The 25,416-nt window shown below is 52.1% G+C and carries 29 protein-coding genes and 1 tRNA gene; 18 read left to right on the forward strand and 12 right to left on the reverse strand.

Annotated elements, in window-relative coordinates:
* Positions 1-66: 66 nt before the first annotated feature.
* Positions 67-765, reverse strand: coding sequence for a 16S rRNA pseudouridine(516) synthase RsuA (rsuA, locus tag FAZ14_RS14225; protein WP_029456483.1), 699 nt, complete (start codon positions 763-765; stop codon positions 67-69).
* Between the two features lie 276 nt (positions 766-1,041).
* Between rsuA and FAZ14_RS14230 the strand changes: the two genes are divergently transcribed.
* From FAZ14_RS14230 to rplY, 3 genes are all read left to right on the forward strand, one after another.
* Positions 1,042-1,281, forward strand: coding sequence for a YecH family metal-binding protein (locus tag FAZ14_RS14230; RefSeq protein ID WP_016942542.1), 240 nt, complete (start codon positions 1,042-1,044; stop codon positions 1,279-1,281).
* Positions 1,281-3,041 carry a DNA repair helicase RadD gene (gene radD / locus FAZ14_RS14235; protein ID WP_016942543.1) on the forward strand — a complete coding sequence of 587 codons (1,761 nt, stop codon included), beginning with the start codon at positions 1,281-1,283 and terminating at the stop codon, positions 3,039-3,041. Before FAZ14_RS14230 ends, radD begins: the two co-directional genes overlap by 1 nt.
* 347 nt (positions 3,042-3,388) lie before the next feature.
* Positions 3,389-3,676, forward strand: a complete 288-nt coding sequence (gene rplY, locus FAZ14_RS14240) for a 50S ribosomal protein L25 (RefSeq protein WP_012770144.1) — start codon at positions 3,389-3,391, stop codon at positions 3,674-3,676.
* Positions 3,677-3,893: 217 nt separating this feature from the next.
* Here rplY and FAZ14_RS14245 read toward each other — a convergent pair whose 3' ends face one another.
* The 4 genes from FAZ14_RS14245 to yejK all read right to left on the reverse strand — a co-directional run bounded on the left by FAZ14_RS14245 (position 3,894) and on the right by yejK (position 9,014).
* Complete coding sequence (locus tag FAZ14_RS14245) at positions 3,894-5,111, reverse strand: L-lactate MFS transporter (protein ID WP_153508735.1); 1,218 nt, start codon at positions 5,109-5,111, stop codon at positions 3,894-3,896.
* A 196-nt stretch (positions 5,112-5,307) separates the two neighbouring features.
* Positions 5,308-6,045 (reverse strand): LytR/AlgR family response regulator transcription factor, encoded by a 738-nt coding sequence (locus tag FAZ14_RS14250; RefSeq protein WP_012885048.1) that lies wholly within the window; start codon positions 6,043-6,045, stop codon positions 5,308-5,310.
* 12 nt (positions 6,046-6,057) lie between these two features.
* Positions 6,058-7,770, reverse strand: a complete 1,713-nt coding sequence (locus tag FAZ14_RS14255; protein ID WP_153508736.1) for a sensor histidine kinase — start codon at positions 7,768-7,770, stop codon at positions 6,058-6,060.
* A 233-nt stretch (positions 7,771-8,003) separates the two neighbouring features.
* Positions 8,004-9,014: a nucleoid-associated protein YejK gene (gene yejK / locus FAZ14_RS14260; protein ID WP_016942549.1), complete on the reverse strand. Its 1,011-nt coding sequence runs from the start codon at positions 9,012-9,014 to the stop codon at positions 8,004-8,006.
* A gap of 162 nt (positions 9,015-9,176) precedes the next feature.
* Here yejK and FAZ14_RS14265 point away from each other — a divergent pair, with 162 nt between their 5' ends.
* The 10 genes from FAZ14_RS14265 to FAZ14_RS14310 all read left to right on the forward strand — a co-directional run bounded on the left by FAZ14_RS14265 (position 9,177) and on the right by FAZ14_RS14310 (position 17,225).
* Positions 9,177-9,407 (forward strand): YejL family protein, encoded by a 231-nt coding sequence (locus FAZ14_RS14265; protein ID WP_012885051.1) that lies wholly within the window; start codon positions 9,177-9,179, stop codon positions 9,405-9,407.
* A 13-nt stretch (positions 9,408-9,420) separates the two neighbouring features.
* Positions 9,421-11,193 (forward strand): LPS biosynthesis-modulating metalloenzyme YejM, encoded by a 1,773-nt coding sequence (gene yejM / locus FAZ14_RS14270; RefSeq protein WP_016942550.1) that lies wholly within the window; start codon positions 9,421-9,423, stop codon positions 11,191-11,193.
* A 78-nt stretch (positions 11,194-11,271) separates the two neighbouring features.
* A tRNA-Pro gene (locus FAZ14_RS14275) sits at positions 11,272-11,348 on the forward strand.
* A gap of 242 nt (positions 11,349-11,590) precedes the next feature.
* A complete protein-coding gene (locus tag FAZ14_RS14280; protein WP_038926330.1) occupies positions 11,591-11,833 on the forward strand; it encodes an ABC transporter ATP-binding protein/permease in 243 nt (80 codons plus the stop codon).
* Positions 11,834-12,157: 324 nt separating this feature from the next.
* Entirely contained in the window at positions 12,158-12,397 is a 240-nt protein-coding gene (locus FAZ14_RS14285; RefSeq protein ID WP_152446780.1) for a hypothetical protein, read from the forward strand.
* A 43-nt stretch (positions 12,398-12,440) separates the two neighbouring features.
* Positions 12,441-12,917 (forward strand): GNAT family N-acetyltransferase, encoded by a 477-nt coding sequence (locus tag FAZ14_RS14290; protein WP_016942558.1) that lies wholly within the window; start codon positions 12,441-12,443, stop codon positions 12,915-12,917.
* Positions 12,918-13,441: 524 nt separating this feature from the next.
* On the forward strand, positions 13,442-14,257 hold the full coding sequence (locus FAZ14_RS14295) for an SDR family NAD(P)-dependent oxidoreductase (RefSeq protein ID WP_153508737.1): 816 nt from the start codon (positions 13,442-13,444) through the stop codon (positions 14,255-14,257).
* A gap of 29 nt (positions 14,258-14,286) precedes the next feature.
* Positions 14,287-15,048, forward strand: coding sequence for an SDR family oxidoreductase (locus FAZ14_RS14300; RefSeq protein WP_016942561.1), 762 nt, complete (start codon positions 14,287-14,289; stop codon positions 15,046-15,048).
* 42 nt (positions 15,049-15,090) lie between these two features.
* Complete coding sequence (locus tag FAZ14_RS14305; protein ID WP_153508738.1) at positions 15,091-16,302, forward strand: MFS transporter; 1,212 nt, start codon at positions 15,091-15,093, stop codon at positions 16,300-16,302.
* Positions 16,290-17,225 (forward strand): GlxA family transcriptional regulator, encoded by a 936-nt coding sequence (locus tag FAZ14_RS14310; RefSeq protein ID WP_016942563.1) that lies wholly within the window; start codon positions 16,290-16,292, stop codon positions 17,223-17,225. The genes FAZ14_RS14305 and FAZ14_RS14310 overlap by 13 nt, the downstream gene beginning before the upstream one ends.
* A 76-nt stretch (positions 17,226-17,301) precedes the next feature.
* Here FAZ14_RS14310 and arsC read toward each other — a convergent pair whose 3' ends face one another.
* Genes arsC through FAZ14_RS14325 form a run of 3 tightly spaced genes read right to left on the reverse strand, consistent with a single transcriptional unit; the run spans position 17,302 to position 19,438 of the window.
* Positions 17,302-17,727 carry a glutaredoxin-dependent arsenate reductase gene (arsC, locus tag FAZ14_RS14315; protein ID WP_153508739.1) on the reverse strand — a complete coding sequence of 142 codons (426 nt, stop codon included), beginning with the start codon at positions 17,725-17,727 and terminating at the stop codon, positions 17,302-17,304.
* A gap of 43 nt (positions 17,728-17,770) precedes the next feature.
* A complete protein-coding gene (locus tag FAZ14_RS14320; protein ID WP_153508740.1) occupies positions 17,771-19,054 on the reverse strand; it encodes an arsenic transporter in 1,284 nt (427 codons plus the stop codon).
* 51 nt (positions 19,055-19,105) lie between these two features.
* Positions 19,106-19,438: a metalloregulator ArsR/SmtB family transcription factor gene (locus FAZ14_RS14325; protein WP_038904667.1), complete on the reverse strand. Its 333-nt coding sequence runs from the start codon at positions 19,436-19,438 to the stop codon at positions 19,106-19,108.
* 200 nt (positions 19,439-19,638) lie between these two features.
* On the opposite strand from FAZ14_RS14325, the gene FAZ14_RS14330 reads away from it, so the two are divergent.
* From FAZ14_RS14330 to FAZ14_RS14345, 4 genes are all read left to right on the forward strand, one after another.
* Positions 19,639-19,977: an Imm63 family immunity protein gene (locus FAZ14_RS14330; protein WP_235914558.1), complete on the forward strand. Its 339-nt coding sequence runs from the start codon at positions 19,639-19,641 to the stop codon at positions 19,975-19,977.
* Positions 19,978-20,041: 64 nt separating this feature from the next.
* On the forward strand, positions 20,042-20,302 hold the full coding sequence (locus FAZ14_RS14335; protein WP_153508741.1) for a hypothetical protein: 261 nt from the start codon (positions 20,042-20,044) through the stop codon (positions 20,300-20,302).
* Positions 20,299-20,520: a hypothetical protein gene (locus FAZ14_RS14340; protein ID WP_153508742.1), complete on the forward strand. Its 222-nt coding sequence runs from the start codon at positions 20,299-20,301 to the stop codon at positions 20,518-20,520. The genes FAZ14_RS14335 and FAZ14_RS14340 overlap by 4 nt, the downstream gene beginning before the upstream one ends.
* Positions 20,521-20,992: 472 nt before the next feature.
* Positions 20,993-21,358, forward strand: a complete 366-nt coding sequence (locus FAZ14_RS14345) for a protease inhibitor I42 family protein (protein ID WP_038926336.1) — start codon at positions 20,993-20,995, stop codon at positions 21,356-21,358.
* A gap of 34 nt (positions 21,359-21,392) precedes the next feature.
* Here FAZ14_RS14345 and FAZ14_RS14350 read toward each other — a convergent pair whose 3' ends face one another.
* A complete protein-coding gene (locus FAZ14_RS14350; protein ID WP_153508743.1) occupies positions 21,393-21,539 on the reverse strand; it encodes a hypothetical protein in 147 nt (48 codons plus the stop codon).
* 368 nt (positions 21,540-21,907) lie between these two features.
* Between FAZ14_RS14350 and FAZ14_RS14355 the strand changes: the two genes are divergently transcribed.
* A complete protein-coding gene (locus FAZ14_RS14355; RefSeq protein WP_016942572.1) occupies positions 21,908-22,441 on the forward strand; it encodes a hypothetical protein in 534 nt (177 codons plus the stop codon).
* 166 nt (positions 22,442-22,607) lie between these two features.
* Here the strand turns inward: FAZ14_RS14355 and FAZ14_RS14360 are convergent, their stop codons facing one another.
* The 3 genes from FAZ14_RS14360 to FAZ14_RS14370 form a co-directional block, all read right to left on the reverse strand.
* Positions 22,608-22,949, reverse strand: a complete 342-nt coding sequence (locus FAZ14_RS14360; protein WP_016942573.1) for a GlpM family protein — start codon at positions 22,947-22,949, stop codon at positions 22,608-22,610.
* Between the two features lie 234 nt (positions 22,950-23,183).
* Entirely contained in the window at positions 23,184-23,672 is a 489-nt protein-coding gene (locus FAZ14_RS14365; RefSeq protein ID WP_153508744.1) for an Hsp20 family protein, read from the reverse strand.
* A gap of 245 nt (positions 23,673-23,917) precedes the next feature.
* Positions 23,918-25,225 (reverse strand): purine-cytosine permease family protein, encoded by a 1,308-nt coding sequence (locus FAZ14_RS14370; RefSeq protein WP_153508745.1) that lies wholly within the window; start codon positions 25,223-25,225, stop codon positions 23,918-23,920.
* Between the last annotated feature and the right edge of the window lie 191 nt (positions 25,226-25,416).

A 25,416-nucleotide genomic window follows, 5' to 3' on the forward strand; every position in this document is an offset into this window, starting at 1 on the left:
GCAAAAACGTCAGGCCTGATCACACACATCAAGCCTGATGAGGACAGACCAACGATAACGCGTTGGTTACTGCCCGAAACTGTCGACTTCTTCCTGTGTCAACGGCCGGTATTCACCCGGCTCCAGCGTGTCATCCAATGTAATGGCACCAATACGTTCACGATGCAGCGCCACCACGTGATTGCCGACCGCCGCAAACATACGTTTCACCTGATGGTAACGCCCTTCACTGATAGTCAGACGGACCTGATGTTCAGACAGGGCCTCCAGGGTGGCCGGTCGGGTCAGGTTCTTCTCATTATGCAGTTGAACACCTGCCTGAAATTTTTCCGCCGTATCTGCCGCCAGTGGCTGCTCCAGCGTCACCAGATAGGTTTTTTCACAATGATGCTTTGGCGAGGTAATGCGGTGTGACCACTGTCCATCATCGGTCAACAGCACTAAACCGCTGGTGTCGATATCCAGCCGCCCGGCAGCATGCAACTTGTGCGCGACGGGTTCGTCAATGAAATACAAAATCGTCGGGTGGTCAGGATCGTCGGTTGAGCACACATAACCCTGCGGTTTATTGAGCATGAAATACCGCGGCCCATTCTGCTGCTCGAGCACATTGCCGTCGAACGCCACTTCATGCTCTGGCAACAGTTTGAATGCCCCGCTTTTTACTACCTCACCGTTTACTGTCACACGCTGTGCACGCAGTTCGCGTGCTATCAGAGAACGGCTGATTCCCAACTGCTGGGAAAGAAATTTATCCAATCGCATTAATGAATGACTGCCTATGGTGATCACGAATTGCCGGTCAGGTGCGGACGTAACGTCACCTGACAGGAATAAGGCGTTGTCCTTCACACCGAATATCCTCTTTCAGAAAAGATATTGATGTAGACCGCCTCCCTGTATCGTTTTAAAAAGCATAATAAAAGCAACTTTACCACGTTGCCATCCTGCCGCTATCGGCCGGCACTGCATGTAAAGTCTATAGCGATGCTTCGCCGTCATACGGCGATAAATCGTCCGATAATTATCAGGAGACCTATTATGTCATCGATTCACGGTCATGAAGTATTACATATGATGGTGACCGCCAACAGATCCTTTACCACTGATGAACTGATTGCCGCCATCGAGGCACGCTTTGGCCACGATGCCCGCTTTCATACCTGCTCTGCCAGCGACATGACCGCCGCCGGGCTGGTGCAATTTCTGGCTGACAAAGGCAAATTCATTGCGCAAGATAACGGCTTTACGACCCACGAAAGCAAAATCTGCCGCCACTGATGTCATTTACACTGCGCCCGTACCAGCAAGAAGCGGTTGACGCTACCCTTGCCTATTTTCGCCAGCACACCGCTCCGGCGGTGATCGTCTTACCCACCGGCGCAGGCAAAAGCCTGGTGATTGCCGAATTGGCGCGGCTGGCGCGCGGGCGGGTATTGGTACTGGCGCACGTCAAAGAACTGGTTGAGCAGAATCACGCGAAATATTGCGCATTAGGTTTACCGGCGGACATTTTCGCCGCCGGGCTCAACCAGCGTGATAGCACGGGCAAAGTGGTTTTTGGCAGTGTGCAGTCGGTCGCACGCCATCCTGACAAATTCGACGATGCGTTTTCGCTGCTGATTATCGATGAGTGTCACCGCATTAGCGACGATGAAAACAGTCAGTATCAGCAAATTATTCAGCACTTACAGCGGGCAAATCCCCGGTTACGGCTACTGGGGTTAACGGCAACGCCTTATCGCCTGGGGCGGGGGTGGATCTATCAGTACCATTACCACGGCATGATCCGTGGCGACGAGAGCTGCTTGTTCCGCGACTGTATCTACGAATTGCCGCTGCGTTACATGATCCGCCATGGTTTTCTGGTGCCGCCGGAGCGGCTCGATATGCCAGTGGTGCAGTACGATTTCAGCCAGTTGGCCGCCCGCAGTCATGGCTTGTTCAGCGAGGTGGACTTAAACCGGGAATTAAAACGTCAGCAGCGGGTCACGCCACAGATAGTCCGGCAAATTATCGAGTACACAACAGATCGGCGCGGCGTGATGATTTTCGCTGCCACAGTGGAGCATGCCCGGGAAATCGAAGGATTGTTACCGCCCGGCGAAGCAGCGCTTATCAGCGGAGAAACCCCTACCCCACAGCGTGACGCGCTCATCAGCGCCTTCAAACAGCAGCAGTTGCGCTATCTGGTGAACGTGTCGGTATTGACGACCGGTTTTGATGCACCGCATGTCGACGCTATCGCGATTCTACGCCCGACGGAATCCGTCAGCCTCTATCAGCAAATCATCGGGCGTGGCTTGCGCCTGTTTCCTGGGAAAACCGACTGTCTGATACTCGATTATGCCGGTAATCCCTTTGACCTCTACACGCCAGAGGTCGGCAACAGCAAACCGCACAGCGACAGCCAACCCGTGCAGGTATTCTGCCCGCAATGCGGTTTCGCCAACCTGTTCTGGGGTAAATGCACCGATGACGGCAGCGTAATAGAGCATTACGGCCGCCGCTGTCAGGGCTGGCAGGATGACGAGCACGGCAAACGACAACAGTGCGACTACCGTTTTCGCTTCAAGAGCTGCCCGCATTGCGGCGCGGAAAACGATATCGCCGCCCGACGCTGCCAGACCTGCGATGCGCTGTTGGTTGACCCGGATGACATGCTAAAAGCCGCGTTGAAGCTCAAAGATGCGCTGGTGCTACGCTGTAGCGGGATGCAACTGCAACACGGTACCGATGCTAAAGGCGAATGGCTGCGTATCACCTATCACGACGAAGACGGTGCCGATGTCAGCGAGCGCTTTCGCCTGCATACATCAGCCCAGCGTAACGCATTTAACCATGTGTTTCTGCGGGTGCATCAGCGGGCACCCGGCGTCCCGTTCCATTGGCAACGCGCCGACGACGTGGTGGCTCAGCAGGCGTTACTGCGGGCACCGGACTTCGTGGTGGCGCGCCTGCAGGGAAAATACTGGCAGGTGCGGGAAAAAATCTTCGATTATCAGGGCCGCTATCGCCGGGCAAACGAACTGCGCGGCTAGCCTTAGGCGGTTTTATTTGCCCGCACGGCCATATTCCGCTAGAATCTCGCCCGCTTTTATTTCGAATATCAACATATACCCAAAATAATTCGAGTTGCAGGACAACACGCTGGCGTGTTGAACAACGCAACGCGTTGGCCCTTTAGGGCAAGGCTCATTAGAGCCTTGTAATGCGGCAAGAGAGTGAATCCCGATGAGCTTACTCAGGTAAGTGATTCGGGTGAACGAGCGCAGCCAACACACCTGCAACTTGAAGTATGACGGGTATAGTTATTTGAACAAAGCGGATTATCCTGCCTGTTGCTGGGTCGCCTGTAACAGGGTCATTTTATTAAGTAGAGAACGCAATGATTACTATCAACGCAGAAGTACGTAAAGAGCAGGGTAAGGGTGCGAGCCGCCGCCTGCGCACTACCGGTAAATTCCCCGCTATCGTTTACGGTGGTAGCGAAGCACCGGTTTCCATCGAACTGGACCACGATATCGTTAAAAACCTGGAAGATCGTAACAGCGAAGGCCTGTACGGTGAAATCGTCCTGGTTATCGATGGCAAAGAAACCAAAGTAAAAATCCAGGCTGTTCAGCGTCACGTGTTCAAGCCGAAACTGACTCACATCGATTTCGTTCGCGTGTAATTACACGACAACGTTTCGACGAGCCAGCAAAAACGCCGCACAACTGTGCGGCGTTTTTGTTTGTGTCTGCTGCCACGACTTATCCCCGCCATGTTTCTGTCTGTCATGTTTCTGTCTGCCATGTTGCTCTCTGCCATCCCCACACAATCACCGGCCCCAGATAAAAAAACGCCACCGCGGGTGGCGATGGCGTTAGCTACATGCAAGCGTGTGATTATCAGGCGTGGCTGCCGTGAGCAACCAGTGGGATGTCCTGCTCACGCGGTGCTTTCGGCGGCTGGATAAACAGGGTAATCACCAGTGAAACCACCGACAGCAGCGCAATAGCGATAAAGGTGCTGTGGAACCCGCCCAGTGCAGCAGCGATAAAGGAACCGGCCAACGGGCCTAAGCCAAACCCCTGATAAATCAGCCCATAGTTTTTACTGTGGTGCTTGAGGCCGAAGAAATCAGCCACAATCGCCGGGTAGACCGTGATATTTCCGCCGAAGCAGAAGGCTACCGCCCCGGTGCACAGGAAGAACGTCATCGCATTGAGCTTCAGGAACGCCATCACTGTGACCGCCAGTGCAGTGACCAGCAGCGTGAAGTTCAGCACCCGCAAGCGACCGACTTTATCAGACAGATACCCCAGGATCAGGCGACCGGCGGTGTTGCAAATGGCAATCGCTGATACGGCGCTGGCAGCCGTGACCACATCCAGTCCAGCCATTTTGACGCCGATATCCTTCACGATACCGATCAGGTACAACCCACTCATGCAGGAGGTGAAGAACACCACAAACAGCAACCAGGCTTCTTTGCGACGCAGCATTTCACTGACCGTGAAGTTAACGTTGCCGCCCTGAGCTGCCGTCTGGACCGGCTGAACCGGTGCGTCTTTCAGCAGCATCGCGCCGCTGGTGATCATCACTAACGCCATTGCTCCCCACCAGAAAAACGTCTGGGACACACCAACGTGCATCAGCAGCGCGCTATTGACGTATTTAAACACCAGACTCCCGGTGCCATACGCGCCGACGGACACCCCGGCAATCACACCTTTGCGATTCGGGAACCACTTGATCAGATTGGATAACGTGGTGATGTATGCCGTACCGTCGGCAAACCCGACCACGAGCCCGACCAGTAACCACAGCATCGGCAGTGATGACACCATGGATGTCGCCATCAACGCTACACCGAGCACCAGACCGGCAATCAATGTCAGCTTGCGGATACCGATACGCTCCTGAATGCGGCCAGCAAATAAAGTGGCGAAAGCCAGGAAAAAACTGGTAAGGGAAAACGTGGTGGCAACCGAACTGAGCGGCCAGTGAAATTTATCCACCAGCGGTTGGTTGTAAAGACTCCAGGTATAGATGGTTCCCAGCCCCATTTGAGCCAGGATGGTTCCGGCAACAATAACGCCGCGATTTACTGGTTTTCCGTTCATAACGGTAGCCTCGATTTTTCTGGTGTTAAGACAATGCGGGCAAAACGGCCTGCGAATGGCACCAGTATAAGGAGGGGTCACCACCACGGAGTAAAGAACGGCATGAACGGCATGAATCAGGGAATGAAATGCATCCAGAGCGGTATTAATGACAGTAAATCTATCTTCTCATGTCTGACGTCTGACCTCCTAACCACTACAGACGCATCAGTTGACGGAATTCCCGCACTTTACTGCGGCTCACCGGCACCTGAAAATCCAGATCGCTCAGTTTGAGGATATAGGTATTGTTGAACCAGGGTTCTATCTCACGGATCTTGCTCAAATTTACGCAATACGAACGGTGGCAGCGAAAGAAGTAGGCCTCCGGCAAGCGGCTGCAAAACTCGGTAATGTTCATCGACATGACGAACTCATCACGCCGGGTGTACACAAAGGTCAGTTTTTCGTGGGATTCGGCGTAATAGATATCGTGGATGTTGGTGACGATAATCCGCTTATCTTTGACCAGGTTGATGGTCATCGGTGCCGGACGGGTGCTGTCGCTGCTGGGATGCGCAGGTAATTGCTGTTGCTGCCACGCCGCTTCAAGTTTTTGCAGCATGCCAACTATGCGGGTTTCATGATAGGGCTTGAGAATATAATCGAACGCTTCCAGCTCAAACGCCTCTACCGCATGATTCTTATAAGCGGTAATGAAGACAATCAGCGGTTTATGCGCAAACTGGCTGATGTTTTTCGCCAGCATCACCCCATCCAGCGAAGGGATGTTGATATCAAGGAAGATGACATCCACTCGATTATCCTGCAGGTACTTCAGCACATCGAGACCATCATCAAACACCGCATCCACGTCTATCTGGCTGTGTTGTTTGATAAGCCAGCTCAACTCCTGCTGTGCCAGAAATTCATCTTCGACAATGATCGCCTTCACGTTATTCTCCTGTCACCGACCCTGCTCTGAGGGAAACGCCACCGCGTTATCCACACGCTCAGTGTTGTCACGGGTAATAAAAAATTCGATTTCCGTCCCAGGGTTGAGGCGACTAATATGCAGCCCTTCCCCATACAGCAGTCTGATCCGATGATGTACATTGAGCAGACCAATCTTATTACCCGGTAATTCATTGCGCTCCACGCGGGCAATCACCTCATCGCTGATGCCAATACCGGTATCACGCACCGCCACCCGGATGCGGCCCCCCTGCTCCCGGATACTCAACGTCACCACCCCTTTGCCTTTGCAAGAGCGGATACCGTGAACAATCGCATTTTCAACCAACGGTTGAATCAGCAGACCGGGAATCAGACAACTGACGTCCTCATCAATCTCGTAAATCACCGTCAGCTTATCGCCAAAGCGTGCCTGCTCAATGGCGATGTAATCTTTTATCTGATAAAGCTCGCTTTTTATATCAATCAGTTCCTCGTCATTGCGCTCCAGGTTGTAGCGCAGATAACGCGATAAATTGATAATAAGCTGGCGCGCGGTATCCGGGTTGAGCCGGATAGACGTGGAAATGGCATTCAGCGCGTTAAACAAGAAATGTGGATTGATCTTGCTTTGCAGCGCCCGCAGTTCCGCACGGTTTGCCATATCACGCAGTTGCTCAGCGCGTGACACCTCAAGCTGGGTGGAGATGATTTGCGACAACCCGACAGCCATCTCTTTGAGCGACCAGGTGATACGGTGCGCCCGCTGGTAATAGATTTTTAGCGTACCGGTCACTTCGCCTTTTTCCCACAACGGGATGACGATCATCGAATGGATTTCCGGCGTGCGGTAGGCCTCATCATTATTTTTGATGATAATCTTTCCGCTCTTGAGCGCCAGTTGCGTCGTCGGGCTCAGGTCGCGATCGCCGCTGTGGTAGTTCTCTTCCCCTACCCCCACGTAGGCCAGCACCTGAGAGGTGTTAGTGATCGCCACCGCGTCGGCATCGATATCGCGACGGATAATATCGCAGATCGTACTGAGCGACTGGCTATTGATATGGCGAAACAACGGCAGCGTTTTATTGGCGATATCCAGCGCCAGCTTGGCCTGCCGCGCAGCAACCGCCTCTTTTTCCCCTTCCACGCTACGCACCAGCAGCACGATCAACCCGATGCTGACCGCCCCCAGAATCATCGGAATTGCGATATGCGCGACAATGTCCAGCCCCAGCGAAAACGGCCGGGCCCACAGTACAACCAACAACATGGTCAGTGACTCGCACAACATGCCGCCGACAATGCCCACACTCCAGTGGCGATCACGCGGGATGCGGTGGTGAATCCAGGCAGACATAAACCCGGCGACAATGCTGGTAATAAGGCAAGGGACCGAGGTAATACCGTGCATATCGATCAGGTAACGATGCACCCCGGCGATCACCCCCGTGGTAATGCCCACCCACGGCCCAAACAGGATACCGCCGGACATCACCGCGACCACCCGCACATTGACCAGTGACCCTTCCACGTTGATGCCGGACCAGGTACTGAACAACGCAAACAGCGAAAAGATGGCAGTAACCACCGCCAGGTCAAAGCGTGAATGCTCATCCTGCTGAAGCAGCTGACGGAAATGTCGTGTTCGGGTCAGGAAAAACAGGCAAATAAGCATCAGCGCCGCACGGTCATAAACCGCCAGCACCATGTCAAAGATAGAACGCACGGGAATCTCACCACCTATACAGCCGAATATCCATCATAAAACAAGGGGCAAGCACTGCCAAACCCGTTTGCAGTCAGAGACTATTTCTGCCTGAACTATTGCTGTATGAATTGTTGTATGAATAGTGCGCTACGTGAATTGAATACAGCAATAAAACACTGCGTGATAGCGCGGGGCCTGCGTCGAGGCCCCCATCACAGGAGGCCTCGACGCAGGCGAAGGAAAGGGGAAAATCAGCGATCGCCACCGCCGAACCGACGCTGCAACTGGTCGCGCAGATTAGGTGGCGTGCCTTTGATGGTCAACGTATCCGTAGCCGGATCCCAGAAAATACGTTCGCCTAACAGCAGCGCATCGAAATTAATGCTAAGCCCGCCACCACTACCGGCAAATTTGGTCAACTGGCGCAACGTGCTGCGATCGGCCGGGAAGCTCTCTTCCAGCTCATACCCTTGCTCGGCGGTAAACGCCTGGAAGGTTTTCTCGCCCAGTGGCGGCAGTTCATTTGACAGCGCCTCCAGTTCGATTTCCTCCCCGGCCTGCAACTGTTCATTGCAGTAGCTGTATACCTGCTGACGGTATTGCTGACGCTCGTTTTTATCCAGTTGTGCATCAGTGCAGTAATCATCTACTGCCTTCAGCAGGCCTTTATTTTGCGCCTTGGTATCCAGCCCTTCAGCAGCAGCCAGGAAATCCATAAAGAAATCAGACACCTTACGGCCAACGCGACCTTTAAGAAACGTCAGGTAACGGGTGGATTCCGGGCTGGTTTCCCATTCGGTCAGATCGATGCGCGCCACGATATCCGCATGGTGGATATCCAAATAGTGGGTACTGCTGATATCCAACTGTTCATTGACCCGCAGGCTATTGCAGCTGTTCAGCACCGCAATCAGCAGGTACTCAACGGCCAGATAACGGTACTGACAAAACAGCACCACGCCACCTTCCGCGAAGGGGTATTTCGCCAGTTCATCACGTAACCGGCCCGTCGCCGCACGCGAGAAAGCCAGAAAGTCATCATCGCCTTTACGGCAGGAGCGCAATGCCGCCGCCAGTTCGCTCTCTTCGTTAAACAGGCCGTACGCCTTGCTTTTAGCGCTGTAGACGCGATGCAGCTCCGCCATCATATCGCTGACCGCGCCGTTCACGGTCAGCAACGAATCGCGCAACACCATATCCAGCGACTGCTCGTCACGTTTGACCAACTGGTGCAGGGCAATCTGGTCGATATCCAGACTCATGGTAAACTCTCCTTCTAGTAAGGCGCGTATTCAAGCACCTGGTGTTCCAGCATGCAACTCAAAAGCACCGCGATTCTGACGGTCGGCATTGATAAAAGTGCGGAAAACCACGCCCCTATACGGTAATATATTTGCCTTTCACCACCAGAGATACACGATTTTATGCCGCAATCATCCCGTTATAGTGACGAACAAATCGAACAATTGCTGACTGATCTGGTCAATGTACTGGAAAAGCACCACACTCCGACCGATCTTGCACTGATGGTGCTCGGCAACATGGTCACCAATCTGCTCAATACCAGCATCGCGAATCCGAAACAGCGTGAAGCGTTGGCGGGTTCTTTTGCCGACGCGTTGCAGGCGTCTATAAAAACTAACGACATCCATTGATACCGGCCCGTTTATGGTAACCAACCGTCCGCGCTACCGTGAAAAAGTCTCCCAGATGATAAGCTGGGGGCACTGGTTCGCCCTGTTCAATATTCTACTCGCACTGGGGCTGGGTAGCCGTTATCTGTTCGTTGCCGACTGGCCATCGTCACTGCCTGGCCGGCTGTATTCGTTGGTGAGCTGGCTGGGGCACTTCAGCTTTATCGGTTTTTCCACCTATCTGCTGATCATTTTCCCGCTGACATTTATTGTGATGTCGCAGCGATTGCTGCGCTTCCTGTCGGCGGCACTCGCCACCGCTGGTCAAACGCTGTTGATTGTTGATGCGGCCGTATTCAGCCGTTTCCATCTCCACCTGAATATGACGGTCTGGGATTTGGTGACGAACCCGGACCAAAGCGAAATGGTGCGTGACTGGCAGCTACTGTTCATCAGTGTGCCGGTTATCTTCATGGTGGAGATGTTATTCGGCACCTGGTGCTGGCAAAAGCTGCGCAGCCTTAACCGGCGCCATTTCGCCAGACCCATGGCGGCCGCCTTCATCGTGGCATTCTGCCTGTCTCACCTGATGTACATCTGGGCAGACGCCAATTTCTACCGCCCGATCACCATGCAGCGCGCCAACCTGCCCCTCTCCTACCCGATGACGGCCCGCCGTTTTCTGGAGAAACATGGCCTGCTCAATGCGCAAGAATATGAGCGCCGTCTGGCATTGCAGGGCAACCCGGACGCGGTCTCGGTAGAATACCCGCTCAGCGACATCAGTTTCCGCGATGCAGGCAGCGGTTATAACCTGTTGCTGGTGGTAATGGATAGCGTGCCGGATCAGGACACACCGCATTCCATGCCCAACCTGGCGCGCTTCGCTGAAGAAAACGTCCGCTTCAGCAACTATTTCAGCGCCGGTACTCAGCAAGATGGCGGTCTGTTTAATCTGTTTTATGGCATCTCCACCACCTACATGGACGGCATACTCGGCAGCAGCAAACCGTCTGCGCTGATCGATGCCCTGAGTCAGCAGGGTTACCAGTTTGGTCTGTTCTCTGCCAGCGGGTTTAGCAGTCCATTGTACCGTCAGGCTCTGCTATCCGACTTCTCGCTGCCACCGCCCCAACCGCAAAGCGATGACGCTATCACCACGCAATGGGTCACGTGGCTGGACAACAATACCGGTACCCGTTCGCCCTGGTTCTCGTTCATCGAGTTTAACCACGCGACCACAGGCAGCAATGGCCGCCCGCTTGCCGCTGGCGAACAGCAGCGTCGTTACCGTCAGGATACTGCCAGTATTGATGAGCAAATCGACCGCATCATCACCACGCTGCGGGAGAAAAACCTGCTCGACAAGACGGTGGTGGTGATTACCGCTGAGCGAAGCAGTGCCGAACGCCTCAAAGACGACGACCCGTCGCCAATGAACCGTGAACACCGACAGGTGCCACTGGTCGTTCACTGGCCGGAAACCCCGGCACAGACCATCAGCAAAATGACTGACCCGAAAGACGTGATGACCACGCTGATGCAACGCCTGCTGCATGTGAAAACCGCGACGGAAGATTACTCGCAAGGAGAGGACTTGTTCAGCGCTGAACGGCGGGCCAACTGGTTACTCAACGGCGACAGTAATTCGCTGACCATCATCACACCGCAGCAGGTCATTCAGTTAGGTCGCAACGGCAGTTACCGGGCTTACGACGCCAATGGGCGCTTATTACCGGATGAAAAACCGCAGTTAGGGTTGCTCTTGCAGGTGCTGACAACTGAACGGCGATTTATTGCTAACTAACTGCCTAAATCTAAAGCAGTCGTTTAGGGTGGCTATTGCAATCGGGTCAGGAAACGGTAGTATAGCGGCCCATAGCATCGGCACGTAGCGCAGCCTGGTAGCGCACCGTCATGGGGTGTCGGGGGTCGGAGGTTCAAATCCTCTCGTGCCGACCAAATACTACTTCCGTAAGTACCGGTTACTGACGGAAACCCCACAGAAACCCGCATCCTCTCTGAGTTTGCGGGTTTTTTGTTGCCTGTTATCTGCCGGGATACCCCGTTTACAGCCGGAAGATTCAGCCACGTAAGCAGAGCCGAAAACATACGCCACTACCCATTATTTTCTCGTCGCCTTGCCCTCTTCCGCTACAGAAACCACAATAGATGCAAGATAACCATTTCTGTGAGGTTTCATCATGGATGCTATGCCAGTTCAACTGAATGACCATTCTTCTGCCCAATTAGTCGCGCCAGTAACGACGACCGAACGGGTACACACCTTTCTGGCAGAACAGGGGTCTATTGAAGAGAATCTCGCGCGGGAATACCGGCAAATTGCCGAAATTGAACAGGCAATCAAAGAAGCCCATGCAGGCGATTTTGTTGCGGCAGATGAAATGGATAAACTGTTTCAAAAATTAGGAGAAACAGAGCAGTAAGGAAATTAAGCAATGACGCCACTATCCCTCCCCCACAGGGCCGTTAGCTTCTGCCTGCGTATTTTCTGTCTCGTCCGGTGTAGAGGTTCTGTTTGTTATTGGGTCAACAAAGCGCAAAGCGGAACCGCGCTGGGACTATCTGCAAAAGTGTGGGGTGACTTGACCTATACTGCCCTATGCCAGAACGGTCGTTATCTTCATTCCATGAGATAGTCCGATTTACCGGGCAGCTTAGAGCCAGAGTTTGCACTTGAACATATTCCCTCCGTTGATATAGAAAAATTAGAGCAATTCTAGAAGGTTACGAGCGGAGAAACGTTAGAAATGAACGAATCTCTTTTGCCTGCACTCGCAAATGCTGACTTAGGCAAGAATAGCGGTCGTTACGACGACGGCATTATTATTCCAACAAATCTCTGCAAAATATTTGTAAGAATTGGTATAGGCATGCCCCGGTATTCTATATCCGCCTCTGCTGCCCAATCAGATATCAAGGCACCATCAGTAGGAACCAAGTATAAAAAACGAATTATATTGACGCACTGGAACCACCAACGTTACTAATATTGTCCGATTTGCTGTAGGAACTATCGCTAAGGAGTAAGGGATGATCTCGTTCCGTTCGATGACTGAAGAAGAGTATCCAGCTTTTCTTGAATATTTTATTCCTGATTATGCTGATGAGATACGGTCAAACTATAGACTTTCCCCAACTGATTCTCTTGCAAGAGCGACTAAGGAAATATCGGAAACACTAACTGGGGGAGTGAATACTCATGGGCACGTACTATGGTGTCTTTTTGAACGGTCAGATCAAACCGACAGGCATATCGGCTATATCTGGTATAAACCAGATACAGTTATGGGTAGTGCTTTTATCTACGATTTTCATATCTTCAACTCCTGCCAGGGAATAGGGCTTGGTAAACGAACTCTTCGTGCTTTTGAAGAAAATCTACGGGAGAACGGTTTTAAAGAAATCAGACTACGTGTTGCTGGTGATAATGCTCGCGCCCGACATATCTACGAGAACAGTGGATTTGGTGTTACGGGTATCAACATGAGTAAGGTTATTGCGGTCTGAGGTCTAAAAAATAGCCAGAGTAATATTGTTTTTTTCCTTCTTAACAATATGTCTTCTGCCTGAGCATGTAGTTGGGGATGTCGTTATGAATCACCTGGCTATCAGCGGTGACGGTGAAGAGGCGATGGATGATTTCTACTTTTCAGTCTTGATTATCAGGATCATCGTATCGTCTGTTTTCGCTTGTGCCCTGGCGTCCTTGATCGGAAGGTTTTTGAAAAAGAAAAGATAGTTTCTTCGTCCACGGCTGGTTGATGAATCAGCCGGTTGGTCGCACTGCTAATCCATCACTCACGTTGCAATCATGGCAACCAGTCAGTGAGACACACAGCAGGCATACAGCCCTGCGAGCGATAACCACCATACCGTTAACCAAACACAACCCGCTATTTCATACCCCGCCTGTCGGTCGTCCAACGTGAAATGCCGAATGTCTTAAATAACTACCATAATCGTCATTTAAGACACCCCTTTCTTGATTATGATTCCTCCATCAAATCAATAGTGACTGAAAGGAGCCTGCCATGACCTTCGCAACACAACCCAGTAAAGGCACAGCCGTGATCACCGGTGCATCAACCGGTATCGGGTCTGTTTACGCCAACCGCCTGGCACACATGGGCTATGACCTGATTATTGTGGCCCGTAATCACAACCGCCTGAACCAGATGGCAAGCCGTATTACCGCCGATACCGCCCGCAATGTGGAAGTGGTCGCGGCGGATCTCGGCGATGCTCAACAACTCGCCCTGCTGGAGAGAAAACTGCGTGAAGATGCCAGCATTACATTGCTGGTCAACAATGCCGGAATGGGTACGCATACGCCGCTGTTATCCAGTGATGTGGATCATATGCAGGCAATGATCAACCGCAATGTCACTGCGCTGACCCGTCTGACCTATGCCGTCGTACCGGGGTTTGTCGCACGTGGTACCGGTGCTGTTATCAATATCTCCTCCATCGTCAGCCTCGCGCCGGAACTGCTGAACGGCGTTTACGGTGGAACAAAAGCCTTCGTGCTGGCTTTCAGCCAGTCATTGCACCACGAACTGGCCGACAAAGGGATTCAGATCCAGGCCGTACTGCCGGGTGCCACGGCAACCCCATTCTGGGATAACGGCGGTTTACCACTGGAACAACTCGATAAAGCGATCGTCATGAGTGCAGATGACCTGGTTGATGCCGCACTGGTGGGTTTCCTTCAGGGGGAACGGGTGACGATCCCTTCTCTGCACAACGAAGCTGAGTGGCTGGCAATGGAAAACAGCCGCCAGGCCATGATGCAGCACCTATCAAGCAACGTACCGGCTGAGCGCTATCGTGCCAGCATCACGCACTAACGTGTTACTTATCCAACAGGAATATGATGATGAAACTGACCGGCAATACAATTTTTATTACAGGTGGCACTTCAGGTATCGGCCGTGCCATGGCAGAAAAATTCCACCAGCTTGGCAATCAAGTGATCATCTCTGGTCGTCGCAAAGCCTTGCTGGACAAGGTTACCGCTGCCTGGCCGGGGATGGATTCCGTGGTGCTGGACGTAACCAGTGCTTCAAGTATTAAAGCGGCGGCGCAGGAAGTACTGTCACGCTATCCGGCACTGAACGTGGTGATCAACAACGCAGGCATTATGCCGTTTGATAATCCGGCAGGTGAACTGGATGACGAAATGGCCACCACGTTGCTGAACACCAATCTGCTGGGTACTGTGCGGGTCAGCGCCGCATTTGTTGAACACCTGAAACAGCAGCCGGATGCCGTACTGATCAATAACAGCTCGATTCTGGCTTTTTTACCGCTGGCGACCAACGCGCTCTACTCCGCCACCAAAGCGGCCATTCACTCCTATACCTTATCGCAGCGCTTTGTGCTGCGTGATGCAGGCGTGAGCGTTATCGAAATTTCGCCACCGTGGGTGGACACGGATCTGATCTACAAAAGTGGAGATGCCCGTGCGATGCCGCTCGCTGACTTTATACAGCAGACGTTTGAAAAACTGGGGACGGATACCATCGAAGCAATCGTCGACAGCGTACTGCCAGCCCGCGACAATCCGGGGGCAAATGAGCATGCAATGGTGAACGCGTTTAACCAGTCCATCGTGGAAAATCCCATCCCGGTTGAGTGATGTGCTGTAGAGCAGGCCACGGCCTGCTCTCTGGAGTCTATGATGCAAAATCACATTTCAGCGTCGCAAAGACGCGCACTATGGGCACTGAGCCTGGCCTACTTTATTCAGGCAACAGGGGCACTTTCTGTTGCCGGTAGCCTTACCCCCATTGCGCAGGTATGGGGGTTGAGTGACGCGCAAAGCGCCCGCCTGCTGTCTATTTTTGGTCTGACGTTTGCACTGGCCGCACCGCTGGCCCAGGTGCTATTCGGCAAGTTCATGCGCCGTTCGCAGGTACTGGCCGGGATGCTGGTGTTCGGGTTGGGTGCGTTTATTTTTGCCAGTGCCCCAAACTACACCGTACTGGTCATATCGCGCATCGTGATGGGGTTAGGGGCGTCGCTGATAGGCCCTGTGCTGGTAGCGCTCGGCTCTGAGTTAGTCTCCCCCAAAGAGCGAGGTAGCGCCATCGCCATGATCCTGCTGGGTGTCTCGATGGCCAGCATGGTCGGTATTCCGCTGGCGGCATGGATAGCCAATGTCTGGGGCGCACGGTTGTTATTTACACTTGTCGCGCTGGTTAGCGTGCTGACCGCGGCAGGTGTGTGGCTGCTGGTGCCAGACGTGGTGAAAGGCATCGATATTCGTATACAACAGGTGGGTCAGGTGCTAATGGAAGGCAAATCGCTTACCGCCTTTCTGGTGGTCTTTTTTATCACCTCTGGGGTCTACGATATGTACGCGTTTATCTCACCGATGATCCGTGACCGCTGGCAGGGCGATGCGTCTGCTGTCTCTATTGCCTTAACGGTCATTGGTGTGGCGGGTATTCTGGGGAATCTGTTTGTCAGTCGTGCCGCTCGCCTTTACCGCGCAGAGCGCTTACTGATTATCGGTATGGCGATGCTGGTGGCGGATATACTGGTGATCATGTTGCTGCCTGCGACGCTGGCATTACTGTACATCCTGCTGGTAGTGTGGGCGTTTTCAACCGACCTGCTATGGCCAACCCAGCAGCGGCGTATTGTGGAGATATCGTCAGCACAAACACGGGGGATTTCGCTGGCGTTAACCAGTGCCTTTATGTTTTGTGGCATCGGTTTTGGCTCTGCGGTGGCCTCCTGGTTGTATCCCTTGTATGGTTTTTACGGGGTGATGATAAGCGCAGTGCTGTTCCTGCTGCTGGCATTGACGAGCCTGTGGGCCTCGGAGCGGCTACGCGCACTGCCAGACCGTCAGTCTGCCATTAAGGAGTTGCGATGCACCGAATAGGATTAATCATTTCCGACCATTTTCAGATGCTGGCACTGTCCACGCTGACTGTGTTTGAGTTTGCCAACCTTGTGGCTGAAAAACCATTTTATCAGCCGATGGTCTATTCCGAATCGGGCGGCACGGTACGTTCCTCATCGGGGATTGGGGTTGACTCTGAACGGCTTAGCGACGAAACGCGGGTAGATACCTGGCTGGTAGCTGGTGTGCTGTCGCCCGTGAACGAGCCAGCCAGCCCTGGCGTGGTTCACTTTCTGCAAACCAGCGCCCGCCAGGCGCGCCGCATTGCAGGTATCTGTACCGGTGCCTTTGTGCTGGCGCAGGCCGGTCTGTTGCAGCAAAAACGCGCCACCACGCACTGGTCGCACTCCCGTAGCCTTTCTACGTTGTACCCGGATATTCAGCTGGAAGATGATCGTATTTTTATTATTGATGACACTATCTGGACATCCGCAGGGATGACCGCCGGGCTGGATATGGCGCTCGGTATGGTGGAAAAAGATCTGGGCCCGGACATTGCCCGTATTGTCGCCCATCGTCTGGTGATGAACCAGCGCCGCTCTGGCGGTCAGACACAGCATTCAGAAATGCTGGCGCTGGCCCCGCGCTCAGATCGCCTGCAAAGTGCGCTCGAATATGCCCGCAATAATCTGAGCAAAACACTGACGGTAGAACTGCTGGCTGATGCAGTTCATGTCAGTGCCCGCCAGCTCAGCCGTCTGTTTCGTCAGGAAACGGGGAAATCCCCGGCGAAAGCCATCGAAGGACTGCGGCTTGAGGCGGCACGATTAATGATTGAGCAAAGCCGCCTGTCTCTCGATGCCATTGCCCGCGAATCGGGTTTTCGCGACAGACGACATATGCGGGAAGTGTTTATTCGCGGTTACGGTATTCCCCCGCAGTCACTTCGTACTGGCAGGTAGTGTCTCAGTGTCGTTTATCGGCGCACGACACTGCGGCATCATTATCGGGAGAAGTGAAGAAAGATCTCGCCCCAGGTTATTTAATTCTCTTTCCCGACGCATCAATTACTCGCTCGCCATCCTCTTTAGTGAATTCGCCTTGTTGTGGGTCAGGCAAAATATCCAGCACTACTTCTGACGGGCGACATAGCCGGGTGCCAAGGGGCGTGACCACAATCGGGCGGTTAATCAATATGGGGTGAGCCAGCATAAAGGCGATCAACTGTTCATCGCTGAAGCTATCGTCAGCCAGACCTAACTCTTTGTAAGGTTCAACGTTTTGACGCAGCAACATACGCGGGGTGATACCCATCGCACGAATCAGCCCTTCAAGCTCCGCTTTAGAGGGCGGTGTTTCAAGGTAGTGAATAACGGTAGGTTCAACACCGCTATTGCGAATCAGCGCCAGCGTATTGCGCGATGTGCCGCATGCCGGGTTGTGGTAAATAGTAATCTCTGTCATTGCCCTATTCTCTTTGAAAAGCCGATGCTGAAAACCGCATCGGTTAAATAGAAAGATGTATCGCCAGTGCGGCCAGCGTCACGAATAGCACCGGCAACGTCATCACCACACCAACACGGAAGTAATATCCCCAACTGATGCGGATGTCTTTTTGCGCCAGTACGTGCAGCCACAACAATGTGGCAAGACTGCCGATAGGGGTCAGTTTGGGGCCTAAATCACAGCCAATAATATTGGCGTACGTCATGGCCTCACGGATGACACCATTAGCCGCAGAAGCATCAATCGACAATGCGCCGATAAGTACCGTCGGCATATTGTTCATCACTGATGACAACACCGCCGTGAGGAAACCGGTGCCTATCGTCGCCACCCACAACCCTTGTGTGGCAAAATAATTCAGCACATGGGACAGGTAATTAGTCAGCCCGGCATTACGCAGACCATATACCACCAGATACATGCCCAGTGAAAACACCACAATCTGCCAGGGCGCGCCGCGCAGTACACTGGTGGTATCAATCACCTTCCCTCGCCGGGCGACCAGCCAGAGGATCACGGCAGCGATCGTCGCGACTACGCTAACAGGCACCCCATGTGGCTCCAGCACAAAAAAGCCGCTTAACAACAGTGCTAATACCCACCATCCTGCCTTGAACGTTTGCCTGTCACGAATAGCCGCCGCGGGCTCTTTCAGTTTGTCCAAATCGTAATCGGCCGGAATTTCCCGGCGGAAAAACAGGTGCAAGACGCCTAATGTGGCAACAACAGCGGCGATATTGACTGGAATCATGACCCGCGCATAGGTATTGAAACCGATACGGAAGTAATCCGCCGTGACGATATTAACCAGATTGGATACCACCAGCGGCAGGCTGGAGGTATCGGCGATAAATCCGGCAGCCATCACAAAGGCCAGTGTTGCACCGCGACTAAAGCCCAATGCAGTCAACATCGCCACCACAATCGGCGTCAGGATCAGGGCAGCACCATCATTCGCGAACAGCGCAGCCACCAGCGCCCCCAGCACAATCATCAAGGAGAACAGACGCTTGCCCCGCCCGTGTCCTTTGCGAGCCATGTGCAGCGCGGCCCACTCAAAAAAGCCAGACTTATCGAGCAGTAAGCTGATAATAATGATCGCAATAAACGTGATAGTCGCATTCCAGACGATGTGCCATACCACGGGAATATCGTCTATGTGAATCACCCCGGTGGCCCAGGCCAACACAGCCCCGAACGACGCGCTCCAGCCAATCCCCAACCCGCGAGGTTGCCAGATGACCAGAATCAGCGTCAGTATAAAAACGGCTCCAGCCAGTACCATGCCATGCCCCCATAAACACATATGAAATAACGAATATATAGAGATAAATTTTTATCCGCAAACCCGCTGATGCCCGAGTCGGCTTACCACACTTGTCACAGCATGCCGCTGGCTTAGCCAGGCCTGCTCAATAATCGCGGCACACCAAGCGGGGACATGCGGTGAAAGGCGATAATGAATCCATTTCCCCTGACGGCGATCCACTAACAGCCCGGCATCCCGTAATAGTGCAAGGTGGCGGGAAATCTTGGGTTGAGGCTCCTGTAAGCCTTCACACAAATCGCACACACATAACTCACCCGCTTCTCGCAGCAATAACACTATCGAAAGGCGGGTTTCATCAGACAGCGCCTTAAACAACTCCAGCGGGATCAACGTAGCCATGATATCCTCCCCAAAGCATCTTTATATAGGTTAAAGCAGATGTGTTTGTTATGGCAATATGTGGTTTGGCAGTCAATCACCTTTATACGAAGTTGGGTCGACACTACGTGTCCATAGCAAATCCAAGCTTCTTTTTATGATAGAATCAAGTAGTATCAATAGTAAGATTGAACATTATTTCAACTCTTTCAGATGACATCATGAAGACGCTTGAAGAATTACGTCAGCAACTTATCGGTATTGGCGAAAAATTAGGTGGCGGGGTCCGCCCAAATGGGTATTTTATTATTCCTGATGCACCTGATGGTATGGCAACGCCCCATCTCGAAATTCATGATGATAAATACCATTATGTTGTCTGTGAAAGAGGTGTGGAGTTTTCTCGAAAAATCACCTCAAGTGAAGATGAAATCCTTTATTGGTTTGTCGAGTCAAGCGTCAGTGCCATCGCCTCCAGCATGGCTGCTAGCGAATGCCTCCCTAACGGTGAATCAGACGACTATATTTTAAAAAACAGTATGAATTGCTTAAATCAGTAAACCTGGCATGGGCAGAAAAAAAGCAAAGAGATTTCGTTGATATCCTTGTCAGTGAAATGAAAAAATGAGCGTGTTAGATGATGGTGGAAAGATGACAATTGTTTTTATACCCGCATTAATTTCACTACTAATGATGCGAGAAGATGAGGCAGGAAGGCCGCTAACAAGAGAAGAAGTAGAAACCATTCGGGATAACGCTACCGCAATAAATTTACCTGACGACGTTGCAATCAGTATGGCCGCCGAAAGAGGATATCATGATATATCCCCCGAACACGTCTGGGATGAATGGATATCATTTAAAATTAATAGGATAGAACTGTGAAACATGAACTGTGGACGAATGAAGAAGGTCTGGATTTATTTTGCCTGGCAGGTAAAATGGGCGATGATGCCCGTAGCCTTCTTGAACCCGACTATAAATTAATCTGGACGTGTGAGGCAGACTGTTATTTTGAAACAATGACCAAATACTACGAATTTCGCAACTGGGGTAAATATACAACTAATTTTCCTGAACATGATGAAAAAACATATAAATAATTAGGGCGGGAGTCAGATCAATAACAATGGTACAGTAAAATTATTATTTTAAAATACCATAAACAGCATACTTCAATAAAATTTAGAATAGTGTCATGGAAAATCCATGCCACTAAATAATTACTACAAAAATATAATTAAACCATACAATTAATTAAAATTAGATGTTCACCCACTAATATTCATAGCCTGATCACTATATCCCAGAAATGCTTTATTGCTATTTTTAGATCCTGTGCCATCTTTTATAAAACACAATGAAATCACTATAAAAGAGGTATCTGCCATGCCATCTATGATGAATTATCACCTGCTTAATTTTCTGACATCTATGTTATTGAAACCTACTGTTCCTTTCTTTCATCATACCGGTTTTCATGGCGGATATGACTGCCTGCTAATGCGAAAACACGGGCCGTAATTGCCCTATTCAAGCCATATTTTGTATTCACGCTTATCTCTGGAGAGATTCATGAAAAAATTTATGTTTGCAGTTGGTTTATTGTTCCCGCTGAGTGCTATGGCCGCTACCGCCGTAGAGAATCAGCACAAAGACGTGAAAGTTGGCGAGCAGTTTGAGGTGACGCTGCCAGCGAACCCTAGCACGGGCTATACCTGGGCTATCAAGAAACTGCCCGACGTGGTGGTGTTGACGGGCAAGTCTTACAAGCCCGGTGCGGAGTGCCACGATAAAGTCGGCTGTGGTGGTCATGAAATGTTCCACTTCAAAGCAGTGAAAGCCGGTGTTGGCGATATTGACCTCTCTTACTCGCGCCCGTGGGAAAAACAACCTCAACCGGATGATAAGGAAGCAGTTATTAAGGTGACCGTGAAGTAAGGTACGTTTGCCGTCAGGGGCCCGCCTACTTGATTTACCAGCCTCGCCCCTGACGGCTGTTATCGCCAAACACCGCGTATTCCCCCACCCACCATTTATTCGGCTTTCTGTGCGACATGGTTACCACCATCGGTTGCCCCACATCCCTCCCCTGCCCAATACCGTAGTAGCAATGAAGCACGGGAAAGGCGCACCACAAGCTGTCGTATCATGGGGCAAAAAGCGCTAGATTAAGCCAACGAGGTATAACACGGGAAACACCATGAGGTTTGATGACTGGTTATGGCGCAATAAACTGATTGCATTGCTGATTGTTGTCGTGGTGATTGAACTGCTGTTATTGTTGATCCCCTGGGATCACCCTTGAGTCATGCCACCGGCATCAAGCCATAAGCAAATAAATCGTTCAGAGAATCCGTCAGTCTACGTAAGATAGGTATCATTATTACCGCCGGGCCCATACGGTTCATCAGGTGCAAGGCTCATTACTATAGCAATGCAATAACTATAGCAATACAACACCATAGCAACACAATCACGAGGGTTCACATGAACAAGCCACATACCCCTTTGCTGGCGATTGCCTTGTCGCTGCTGTCGTTGACGGCGTCCGCCGCCGATGGCTACAAAAACCTGAAATTTGGGTCTTCCGCCGCCACTATCCGGCAACAGGCGAATTGTTCATTGCGCGGCCCGGAGACGATCATGGGCCAGACGGTGTACATCTGCCCTGATTTCAGTTTTGCCGATAAGAAAACCCAGGCGATTTTCAGTTTCAACAATGACAAATTCAACCGTATGGCTATCTCTATCACAATGGCCGAGCTACCAAGCGTCATCGAAGGGTTAAAAAGCAAATACGGTATGACGGCACCACTGTCCGCCAACGATGTGGATACCTTCATGAACAAGCCTAATACCCGCGTCACCGCCCGGTTCGACAAGAACACGATTACGCTGGTGTTCGATAACGGCATCGATAGTCAGAAGAATATCTACCTGGTGTATAACGCTGAAAACAGTGTTAGCACCGGTCCGACGGCGGCACCAGCCAGCCGGGGCATCACCAAAGACGACCTGTAATATCGCGCTCCCGGTGCCGGGCACCGGGCTCTTCTTCTCTCAGCATCACCGCTATCACGCGGGTTTATCCAACATGTGGGTTTATCCAACATGTGGGTTTGTCCAACATGTGGGTTTGTCCAACATGTGGGTTTGTCCAACATGTGGGTTTGTCCAACATGTGGGGTTATCCAGCATGATAGACACTCCAGACTTTGACCAATACCGCCGCCGAAAAACCCCAGCACACCACCGCCAGTAACAGCGCAGGGGGCAGGCGCATCACACCGGTAAAGTAATAGAGCGATATCAGGTACACCAGATAAGGGATCACCGCCCAAATACCGAACAGAATTGTGGCGCGCAGTGCTTCCACACCACGCTCCGTTCCCACGATGTAATGCGCAATCAACGCAAAGGTCGGAAACAGTGGCACCAGCCCGGCAATATAGTAATTACGGGTTTTGGCCAGCAGGCCAATCAAAACCACCACGAGTGCGCCCAGCGCCGCTTTTATCAGTAAGGCCATATTGATGATGTTCGGTTATCGGTTTGCTATTCGGCACGTCACACGTCCGCCCTTTCCGCCATCTTCATCCGGCGGCTATTGCTATATCTAACAGAAAATCCACGCAAAAACAGGAGGCGCGCTGTTTTTCTCAAAACCGCCCGCAAAACACACGGCAACATCACGAATGATTGAAAAATAAAAAGCCCCGATATTCTCGGGGCTACACAGTGTAACGATGGTGACACACACCGCTTAATGGGCGTGCTCAAGCGCCTTAGACGCTTGAGGATTACGGTTTTCAATGGCGATCTTCTTCGGTTTTTCGCTTTCAGGAATATCCTGCCGAAGGTTAACGGTCAGCAACCCGTTTTCCAGGTGGGCGCCTTCTACCTTGACATGCTCCGGTAGCGAATAACTGATGCTGAAATCCGTGCGATTGATCCCGCGGTAGAGCCAGCCTTCCTGATGTTGCGACGTTTCCGGTACGTCTTCACTGCGTTTGCCGCTAATGGTGAGCTGACCACCCTGTGTATTGATCTCCAATTCCTCTTCGCGCCAGCCCGGTACACTCACCGTAATGCCGTAATGGGTGTCGTCAAGACGACGGATATCGTAGGATGGTGTCGCGCTAAGCGGCGTATCCCCCGTCAACTGGCTGAAAAGCCTGTCGATACGGTTGAAACGATCAGAGAACAGTGAGTCGGTAAACGCCGGAAATAAAGACACCGTTTTGAATGCCATGGTTAACCTCCTGAATATATCGTGATACACATTCAAAAGTGCAAACCGCAAGGCAACAGCATTGTCTTGCTTTCACTCCTTCATATAGATCCGTATCCGATTTTTTCAAGGGGATTACTCAAGAAATCGACCAATAGGAAATCGACCAATAGAAAGGTGTGGGCATCCCTGCCCCGGTACACTTGGTTTACTCGATTTCCTGGCTTACGCGATTGAGGCGTTACAGCTATGCTTAAGCGCGGCGACTATCCCCGAACGCGATGGCTATCCGGCAATACCCGATAGAGCGCCAGCGCCACCACAAAGGTCACTGGCGCGGAAAATGACTGTAACAGCGCGCTGCCATGCATCAACGCGACCCCGGCAATCACGCTCAGCAGCCAGGCGATAAGGCCGGTCGGATTAAATGCACGTATCGCCGTCGCGGCCGGTAGCGTGCGGTGACCAAGAATATGCGCCAGCGCCACACCAACCCACGCCACCACAAACACCCCTTGATAGGCCAGCGCCTGCAAAATATAGGCAAAAACATCTGCCAGCATCAGGCCATATACCACCGCGCCTACCACACAGGCCCAGACAATCTTGCGATGGCGCAATCGAAACAGTCGGTCAAAAAACACCTGCATGTTGACGGTAGCCAAATAATAGTTGGCGGTATTGATACGTGTTTGTGTCACCCACACAAACAGTAATCCCCAGAAACCGAGCAGATTAAGGATATTAACCACGACGGCGGTTTCACTGACGCCATTTTGCTGGGCAAAACTACTGACCAGATAGATACCCACCGCACCATTGAGCAGGAAGGTGATCAGATAGAACGGCATACCGAAGTTAATGCGCGCATGATACTGACTGTCTTCCTGACGGCCGAACCGGGCGTAATCAAAGGTGTACATCATCAGGATCCACACCCCCATATAGTAGGTAAAACAGTTCCACCAACCATTGGCAGGCGGTGACACCGGGCCAAACGACAACCATTGCGGCTGATAGCCATAATGCTGGATAGACACCGCGACCGTCAGCGCCAGACCTAACAGATAAAACGGCAACAGTACGCCATTGAATTTATCCAGCCAGTGCTGCACACTACCGAAGATCAACGGTACGCTGTAGAGCACCACCAGTAACGCCGCCCAGCGATAATCCAGCGCGGGAAACAGGTGATTGATAGCAAACGCGATCACCGAGCCTTCAAACACGGCGTAATAAATCGCGGTAGAGAAAAAAATCAGCGTCGCCAATGCTGACCCCGCCTGACCGAACAACTGGCCGGAAAACGCCGCCACCGACAGGCCGCTGCGAATGGCAAAACGGCTAATCACCGCGTTGATCACACCGTAACACACCACGGAGAGCACCATGCCGATGATGGCATTGCGCGCACCGTAATTCAGCGCCAGCGATGCACCGACCACAATGTAAAAAATAGCGCTGCACACCGCCCACCAGGCCATGGTCAGCGAGAGTTTGCCCATGCGCTCTGCGCCAGACACCGTATCGGCAGGCGTCACCACCTCCCCTTGTACTCCGGATATTTCAGCCATACACCCTCCACAGACCTGTCATTGATGTATCGTTGTTGACGTTAATAAAGTTAACGTTAATGAACCTGCTGTCGCAGGTTTTCAGGCCGAACGCACCCGCCGTGGCAGGAATACCGCGCGGTCAATGATGCATTCGGTATAATCAGACATGCCCCGCCGCCACCGTTGCCCTGGCGTTGGCGCGGGGGTGA

The organism is Dickeya oryzae (genome assembly GCF_009372235.1).
GTDB classification, from domain to species: domain Bacteria; phylum Pseudomonadota; class Gammaproteobacteria; order Enterobacterales; family Enterobacteriaceae; genus Dickeya; species Dickeya oryzae.

What these genes read in the sequence shown, in the direction of transcription:
- rsuA (WP_029456483.1), bottom strand. Translation starts at nt 765, where the DNA reads ATGCGATTGGATAAATTTCTTTCCCAGCAGTTGGGAATCAGCCGTTCT.
- FAZ14_RS14230 (WP_016942542.1), top strand. Translation starts at nt 1,042, where the DNA reads ATGTCATCGATTCACGGTCATGAAGTATTACATATGATGGTGACCGCC.
- radD (WP_016942543.1), top strand. Translation starts at nt 1,281, where the DNA reads ATGTCATTTACACTGCGCCCGTACCAGCAAGAAGCGGTTGACGCTACC.
- rplY (WP_012770144.1), top strand. Translation starts at nt 3,389, where the DNA reads ATGATTACTATCAACGCAGAAGTACGTAAAGAGCAGGGTAAGGGTGCG.
- FAZ14_RS14245 (WP_153508735.1), bottom strand. Translation starts at nt 5,111, where the DNA reads ATGAACGGAAAACCAGTAAATCGCGGCGTTATTGTTGCCGGAACCATC.
- yejK (WP_016942549.1), bottom strand. Translation starts at nt 9,014, where the DNA reads ATGAGTCTGGATATCGACCAGATTGCCCTGCACCAGTTGGTCAAACGT.
- FAZ14_RS14265 (WP_012885051.1), top strand. Translation starts at nt 9,177, where the DNA reads ATGCCGCAATCATCCCGTTATAGTGACGAACAAATCGAACAATTGCTG.
- yejM (WP_016942550.1), top strand. Translation starts at nt 9,421, where the DNA reads ATGGTAACCAACCGTCCGCGCTACCGTGAAAAAGTCTCCCAGATGATA.
- FAZ14_RS14280 (WP_038926330.1), top strand. Translation starts at nt 11,591, where the DNA reads ATGGATGCTATGCCAGTTCAACTGAATGACCATTCTTCTGCCCAATTA.
- FAZ14_RS14285 (WP_152446780.1), top strand. Translation starts at nt 12,158, where the DNA reads ATGAACGAATCTCTTTTGCCTGCACTCGCAAATGCTGACTTAGGCAAG.
- FAZ14_RS14290 (WP_016942558.1), top strand. Translation starts at nt 12,441, where the DNA reads ATGATCTCGTTCCGTTCGATGACTGAAGAAGAGTATCCAGCTTTTCTT.
- FAZ14_RS14295 (WP_153508737.1), top strand. Translation starts at nt 13,442, where the DNA reads ATGACCTTCGCAACACAACCCAGTAAAGGCACAGCCGTGATCACCGGT.
- FAZ14_RS14300 (WP_016942561.1), top strand. Translation starts at nt 14,287, where the DNA reads ATGAAACTGACCGGCAATACAATTTTTATTACAGGTGGCACTTCAGGT.
- FAZ14_RS14305 (WP_153508738.1), top strand. Translation starts at nt 15,091, where the DNA reads ATGCAAAATCACATTTCAGCGTCGCAAAGACGCGCACTATGGGCACTG.
- FAZ14_RS14310 (WP_016942563.1), top strand. Translation starts at nt 16,290, where the DNA reads ATGCACCGAATAGGATTAATCATTTCCGACCATTTTCAGATGCTGGCA.
- arsC (WP_153508739.1), bottom strand. Translation starts at nt 17,727, where the DNA reads ATGACAGAGATTACTATTTACCACAACCCGGCATGCGGCACATCGCGC.
- FAZ14_RS14320 (WP_153508740.1), bottom strand. Translation starts at nt 19,054, where the DNA reads ATGGTACTGGCTGGAGCCGTTTTTATACTGACGCTGATTCTGGTCATC.
- FAZ14_RS14325 (WP_038904667.1), bottom strand. Translation starts at nt 19,438, where the DNA reads ATGGCTACGTTGATCCCGCTGGAGTTGTTTAAGGCGCTGTCTGATGAA.
- FAZ14_RS14330 (WP_235914558.1), top strand. Translation starts at nt 19,639, where the DNA reads ATGAAGACGCTTGAAGAATTACGTCAGCAACTTATCGGTATTGGCGAA.
- FAZ14_RS14335 (WP_153508741.1), top strand. Translation starts at nt 20,042, where the DNA reads ATGAGCGTGTTAGATGATGGTGGAAAGATGACAATTGTTTTTATACCC.
- FAZ14_RS14345 (WP_038926336.1), top strand. Translation starts at nt 20,993, where the DNA reads ATGAAAAAATTTATGTTTGCAGTTGGTTTATTGTTCCCGCTGAGTGCT.
- FAZ14_RS14355 (WP_016942572.1), top strand. Translation starts at nt 21,908, where the DNA reads ATGAACAAGCCACATACCCCTTTGCTGGCGATTGCCTTGTCGCTGCTG.
- FAZ14_RS14360 (WP_016942573.1), bottom strand. Translation starts at nt 22,949, where the DNA reads ATGGCCTTACTGATAAAAGCGGCGCTGGGCGCACTCGTGGTGGTTTTG.
- FAZ14_RS14365 (WP_153508744.1), bottom strand. Translation starts at nt 23,672, where the DNA reads ATGGCATTCAAAACGGTGTCTTTATTTCCGGCGTTTACCGACTCACTG.
- FAZ14_RS14370 (WP_153508745.1), bottom strand. Translation starts at nt 25,225, where the DNA reads ATGGCTGAAATATCCGGAGTACAAGGGGAGGTGGTGACGCCTGCCGAT.